This window comes from Aeromicrobium jepli (assembly GCF_047246605.1).
In the GTDB taxonomy this organism is placed as follows: Bacteria; Actinomycetota; Actinomycetes; order Propionibacteriales; family Nocardioidaceae; genus Aeromicrobium.
Map to the genome: position 1 here is coordinate 1 of NZ_JBFOKO010000021.1, position 1,074 is coordinate 1,074.

The 1,074-nt window shown below is 65.3% G+C and carries 1 protein-coding gene; it reads right to left on the minus strand.

Annotation, left to right across the window (positions count from 1 at the left end):
• Window positions 1-18: 18 nt before the first annotated feature.
• Window positions 19-975, minus strand: coding sequence for an IS481 family transposase (locus tag AB3M81_RS18525; protein WP_412905418.1), 957 nt, complete (start codon window positions 973-975; stop codon window positions 19-21).
• Window positions 976-1,074: the final 99 nt, after the last annotated feature.

The window sequence follows — 1,074 nt, forward strand, 5'->3', positions numbered from 1 at the left end:
TGTACTCGGCTGAGACGTTCATGACAGTCGGCTGATCGGGGGTAGTCCTTCGAGGGCTGTGTGGCGTCGTCCAGTGTTGTAGAAGTCGAGCCATGGCGCCAGGGCGTTGGTTCGCGAGTCGTTGCTGGTGAAGACTTGGCGGTAGGCCCATTCGGTTGCGAGGGTGCGGTTGAACCGTTCGACTTTGCCGTTCTGCCATGGGCAGTGAGGGCGGATCGTGAGGTGTTCGGCGCGCAGCTGGCTGATCGCGGCAGCGAAGTCCGTTGAGCGGGTGTAGTTCAGGGCGTTGTCGCTCATGACTTGGCGGATCGTGACTCCCCGGTCAGCGAAGTACTCGGCGGCGCGCAGCAGGAAGCCCGCGCAGGTCGGGCCTTGCTCGTTCGGCAGGATCTCGGCGTAGGCGAGCCGGCTGTAGTCGTCGACTGCGGCGTGCACGTAGTCATAGCCCAGCCCACGTCGGGCTCGCGGGCGTTCACCACGTCCGTGGGCTTTCCATCCGCCTCCGTCGGGGATCTTGCCGATCTTCTTGACGTCGACGTGGACCAGATCGCCCGGGCTGTCGCGTTCATAGCGGATGGCGGTGGTCTTCGAGGCGCGGATCAGCTCGCCGGTCAACGGATCGCAATGACGCAGATACGGGACTCGGTGGCGACGCAGGATCGAACTGACCGTGCGGGGCGGGACTCCGAGCTCGGGGCCGATCCAGTCCTGGCCACGACGCTCCCGCCGCCGCAAGCTCACCACCGCCTCTTCCACTTCTGCCGGGGTCCGTCGGGGCTGGCGACGCGGCCGAGATGACCGGTCCGCCAAACCAGCCGCGCCTTCGACCCGGAACCGGTTGACCCAACGATGCGCGCACTGGCGCGAGACGCCGAGCTCCTTGGCCACGTGAGCGACCGGACGGCCATCATCGATCACCCGCGAGACGAGCAGACGACGACCATGAACAGTCAGACGAGCATTAACGTGGGACACGAGGACCTCCTGGGCGAGCGGTGACTTAGACATCTCCACTAAGCCGGGAGGTCCTCCTCTTTCACAAGCCCCGTGTCACCAACGTGTCTGCCGAGTACA